This window comes from Aneurinibacillus thermoaerophilus (assembly GCF_900099925.1).
Classification (GTDB): domain Bacteria; phylum Bacillota; class Bacilli; order Aneurinibacillales; family Aneurinibacillaceae; genus Aneurinibacillus; species Aneurinibacillus thermoaerophilus.
On sequence record NZ_FNDE01000076.1, the window covers coordinates 1 to 3299 of the forward strand.

Genomic DNA, 3299 nt, shown 5'->3' on the forward strand with positions numbered 1-3299 from the left:
CATTCATGTGCCATTTCTTTATGTTGTTGTGCCGCCGCTTTTCCATATGGCAACTCTGAATTTTCATAGTCGTCTGCCATCCTCAAATGCCATTCCGCTCGTTCTTTGATTCTTTCCAGTTGTTGTTTCATCCTCATGCCCCTTTCCTTTTGAAATAACCTCTCTGTTCGCATTTCTTGTTGTGTTCATTCACCAGTTTGCGAATGTCGAGGAAGCGACCGAATTCAATTTTTATTTTTTGAATCACATGAGCTACATCGAACGCTTCCCGAAGCCAATCCGTCACGGTTTCCACTGTTGATTCGCACCAACTTTTCTTTTGACCTGTGTTCATTAATACGCGCCGAGTCTTCTTGATTTTTGCCAACATTTCTTCCGTTTCTTCTTCCAACTTTTCGAACATATGTAATGGGTCATCGCTGACAGCGTTCAGAATTTCATAGTTGAAAGCTCGTCCAATCGCACAATGCGTTCGGCAGTACCAGTGCGCCAGCTCAGGATCGTTGTAAATTTGGCTCATCCGAAACACTTTTTCAGCATCTGGCACAATCTCGCCTGACTCATACTTTGCTAGCGTGCGTGGGGCCACTCCAACCTCTTCTGATGCCCTTTCGACGGTCATGCAAGCTGCATTTCTGCACTCCCGATACATGGTTCTCACCTCCTCTCATTGAGATAATGGAAACGAAAACACATTACGGGGACTTCGCACCTCCCTTCACCTGCTCGATTTTCCACCAAAGTCGGTGGGCAGCCTTAATCATTTCATCGAATTCACGCTGCCTCTGTTCAGGTAAAGGTTGAGATAAAGCCTGGTCGATGCCGCGGTTGATTTCTTCGCTCTCGCGTTTGAGAGCTTCGGTTTGATGGCTCATACGGTTTCTCCCTTCGCTTTTAATTCACTTTCGTGGCGAGATTCTAGCCAGTTAAAGAAAGCGTTTGTTGGGATTCGTATCTTCCTTCCCTCCTTAAAAGCGGGGAATGTTGGATCGTGCGCCAAATCATAGACCTTGTTTTTCCCCAACCGCATAATGGAAGCCACTTCTGGAACGGTAAGATACGGTGGATAGTTGTTGTTCGGTTTTTCGGCTTGTCCAGCGCTATGTTCAGAGAGAGCTTTCTTCACTTCTTCCTGAACGAGCTGCTGAACATAGAGCTTGATGATGTCGTCTATCATGGAATGTTCTCCTTTCCAACCTGGGTGGTTAAAAAATTAGCGATATTTACCTTTGTAGGATTTTCCTCTCTCCTGTCGAATTATGGTATTCGGAAGAGTGATGCTTTGGTCAGTAACGTTCTTCCATAGACTTAATCAGAAAGGACGTGAAAGTCAGAGCCTGAACATACCTCCAAACGAAAGGAGGTGATACGGATGACTAAAGAAGAAATTGCGTTACAGCTCACACTTGCTATTCTTGAAAAGTTTGATTACAAAGTAAGCGAATACGACGGCAATACTATGACCGAACATCAAGAGCATCTTTCAAAGATTGCCACGAATACTTTTAATCACATTTACAACAGCATCGATGTTAAAAATTAACCTTTCTGGTGAAGCGTAAGTAACCATTCATCTCGTTAGCTATCTGAACCATAGCTAGCGAAGCACCTACTAAAAAACGATAATGTTCAGGCTCGCCATACCCATTTGTGATTGCTTCTGCCGCAACCTGTGACTGTTGTTGCAACAAATCAAATTGCTCTTTTAGACTTTGCAACACTTGCTTTTCCATATGCTCACCTCCTTTAGAGATGGGTAAAAAAATTTAGGTGTTAGGCCGAGTTAGTTTTTAATTTCTTCGTTTCGTATATTTTTTCTTCAAAAAAATTTTCTATCGGTTCATTCAATACTGATGCAATTTCCCTGAGAAGCTCAACAGTTATACGTCTTCTTCCTAATTCATAACTGTTGTATGTTTGTACAGGCATATCAAGCTTTTCTGCTACATGGATTTGGGTGATTCCTTTGCTTTTCCTGATTTTACGAATCATCTCATGAACTTTCATTGTTATCACCTCCAATTTATACTAATCGAAGAACCTTATGAACCTATAATAATTCTTCGTTTCGTATATGTCAATACAAAATTATACTTTTTGTATATTTTATTTATTCGTTTTGTGGAATTGTGTACAATTTGAAGAAGAGAGGTGAGATATGTGACTTTAGGAGAAAGACTCCGCTTATTAAGGGAGAAAAAAGGACTAACGCAGGTTGCTTTAGCCAAGAAATTAAACATACCAAACCAAAATGTATCCAACTACGAACGTGACTTTAGACAGCCGGACTATGAAACTTTAAAGAAATTAGCCGATTTATTTGAGGTAACTACAGACTATCTCCTTGGTCACTCTGATAACCCTTCACCTAACAAAGAATCGAAGCTCAACCTCTTCTTTTATGATGGTCTTGAAGGTTATGACGACTTAGACCCTGAGGCTCAGGAAGCCTTCCGTCAATACATGCGCGAAGAAGCGAAACGAGCTATTGAGTTCGCTAAGAAGCTGAAGAAACAAGGTAAAAGGGGCGGACGATATGAGCGATGAACGATTAGAACGCCTGGAACAATTGATGAGCGATTTAATCCAAATGGTTGGCGCTACAAATGCAAAAACAGCAAAACTGGAAGAACAGGTAGCGAAAGCAGAAGCGCAAGCGGCACAACGCCATCAAGAGATTATGGCGAGGCTTGATGAAATGTCTCATAGCGTGACACGCCTAGAGCGGATGGAATTTCGTATAAAACGAACTACAGAACGGATTGACGAGTTAGAAACAGACGTCGCTATGATACAGAACAAATTGCAGAATTGACTTTTTGCAAGGCTAAAAAACAGGAATAAGAAAGGGTTAGCGACATGGAGGAACTTAAATTCATAGAGTTGTTAAAGTCTGTCATAAAAGACGAACTCAAGCCGTTGTATACTCGACTAGACAAATATTCTGAAGAACTTGCAGCACTTCAAGAAGGTCAGGAAGAGATAAAATCGCAATTAGACGCTATATTACTTGATATAAACAAGCTACGGTCTAAATCATCCTTTCCGCAAGACGAACACAATGAGATGGAAACCATTCAACGACGCCTTGATTACCAGCTCATGCGTATTGCCCGCACCGAAGAAGAATTGCATCTATTGAAGCCTGAAAAGCAATAACCCTGCCTGACCAGTTGGACAAGCAGGGAATTATTTTACGATTTGGAGAAAATATTTCTATAAATGTAAAGGTATATGAAAGAGGGGAAACTATTATGAAAAAAGCTTTATTGTTTTCAAGTTTAGTTGCGCTCTCGCTT

The 3299-nt window shown here is 41.3% G+C and carries 9 protein-coding genes; 4 read left to right on the plus strand and 5 right to left on the minus strand.

Annotation, left to right across the window (positions count from 1 at the left end; translation table 11 throughout):
- Window positions 1-133: 133 nt before the first annotated feature.
- Genes BLR88_RS18525 through BLR88_RS18535 form a run of 3 tightly spaced genes read right to left on the minus strand, consistent with a single transcriptional unit; the run spans window position 134 to window position 1177 of the window.
- Window positions 134-652, minus strand: a complete 519-nt coding sequence (locus BLR88_RS18525) for a helix-turn-helix domain-containing protein (RefSeq protein WP_091261577.1) — start codon at window positions 650-652, stop codon at window positions 134-136.
- A gap of 43 nt (window positions 653-695) precedes the next feature.
- Window positions 696-875, minus strand: coding sequence for a hypothetical protein (locus tag BLR88_RS18530; RefSeq protein ID WP_091261578.1), 180 nt, complete (start codon window positions 873-875; stop codon window positions 696-698).
- Window positions 872-1177, minus strand: a complete 306-nt coding sequence (locus tag BLR88_RS18535) for a helix-turn-helix domain-containing protein (RefSeq protein ID WP_091261580.1) — start codon at window positions 1175-1177, stop codon at window positions 872-874. The genes BLR88_RS18530 and BLR88_RS18535 overlap by 4 nt, the downstream gene beginning before the upstream one ends.
- Before the next feature lie 195 nt (window positions 1178-1372).
- On the opposite strand from BLR88_RS18535, the gene BLR88_RS19870 reads away from it, so the two are divergent.
- Window positions 1373-1543 carry a hypothetical protein gene (locus BLR88_RS19870; RefSeq protein ID WP_175493696.1) on the plus strand — a complete coding sequence of 57 codons (171 nt, stop codon included), beginning with the start codon at window positions 1373-1375 and terminating at the stop codon, window positions 1541-1543.
- On the opposite strand, the gene BLR88_RS18540 is transcribed toward BLR88_RS19870, so the two are convergent.
- Both BLR88_RS18540 and BLR88_RS18545 read right to left on the minus strand, forming a co-directional pair.
- Window positions 1533-1733, minus strand: coding sequence for a hypothetical protein (locus BLR88_RS18540; protein ID WP_091261582.1), 201 nt, complete (start codon window positions 1731-1733; stop codon window positions 1533-1535). The two genes, BLR88_RS19870 and BLR88_RS18540, sit on opposite strands and share 11 nt — an antisense overlap.
- Before the next feature lie 40 nt (window positions 1734-1773).
- The gene (locus tag BLR88_RS18545; RefSeq protein ID WP_091261584.1) at window positions 1774-2007 is read right to left on the minus strand and encodes a helix-turn-helix domain-containing protein; all 234 of its coding nucleotides are present in this window, start codon (window positions 2005-2007) and stop codon (window positions 1774-1776) included.
- Between the two features lie 153 nt (window positions 2008-2160).
- Here BLR88_RS18545 and BLR88_RS18550 point away from each other — a divergent pair, with 153 nt between their 5' ends.
- From BLR88_RS18550 to BLR88_RS18560, 3 genes are read left to right on the plus strand one after another with little or no spacing between them, the layout of a single operon-like run.
- Entirely contained in the window at window positions 2161-2547 is a 387-nt protein-coding gene (locus tag BLR88_RS18550; RefSeq protein ID WP_091261586.1) for a helix-turn-helix domain-containing protein, read from the plus strand.
- Window positions 2537-2815 carry a hypothetical protein gene (locus tag BLR88_RS18555; RefSeq protein ID WP_091261587.1) on the plus strand — a complete coding sequence of 93 codons (279 nt, stop codon included), beginning with the start codon at window positions 2537-2539 and terminating at the stop codon, window positions 2813-2815. The genes BLR88_RS18550 and BLR88_RS18555 overlap by 11 nt, the downstream gene beginning before the upstream one ends.
- 44 nt (window positions 2816-2859) lie before the next feature.
- Complete coding sequence (locus tag BLR88_RS18560; protein WP_091261588.1) at window positions 2860-3159, plus strand: hypothetical protein; 300 nt, start codon at window positions 2860-2862, stop codon at window positions 3157-3159.
- Window positions 3160-3299 lie beyond the last annotated feature (140 nt).

What these genes read in the sequence shown, in the direction of transcription:
- BLR88_RS18525 (WP_091261577.1), bottom strand. Translation starts at nt 652, where the DNA reads ATGTATCGGGAGTGCAGAAATGCAGCTTGCATGACCGTCGAAAGGGCA.
- BLR88_RS18530 (WP_091261578.1), bottom strand. Translation starts at nt 875, where the DNA reads ATGAGCCATCAAACCGAAGCTCTCAAACGCGAGAGCGAAGAAATCAAC.
- BLR88_RS18535 (WP_091261580.1), bottom strand. Translation starts at nt 1,177, where the DNA reads ATGATAGACGACATCATCAAGCTCTATGTTCAGCAGCTCGTTCAGGAA.
- BLR88_RS19870 (WP_175493696.1), top strand. Translation starts at nt 1,373, where the DNA reads ATGACTAAAGAAGAAATTGCGTTACAGCTCACACTTGCTATTCTTGAA.
- BLR88_RS18540 (WP_091261582.1), bottom strand. Translation starts at nt 1,733, where the DNA reads ATGGAAAAGCAAGTGTTGCAAAGTCTAAAAGAGCAATTTGATTTGTTG.
- BLR88_RS18545 (WP_091261584.1), bottom strand. Translation starts at nt 2,007, where the DNA reads ATGAAAGTTCATGAGATGATTCGTAAAATCAGGAAAAGCAAAGGAATC.
- BLR88_RS18555 (WP_091261587.1), top strand. Translation starts at nt 2,537, where the DNA reads ATGAGCGATGAACGATTAGAACGCCTGGAACAATTGATGAGCGATTTA.
- BLR88_RS18560 (WP_091261588.1), top strand. Translation starts at nt 2,860, where the DNA reads ATGGAGGAACTTAAATTCATAGAGTTGTTAAAGTCTGTCATAAAAGAC.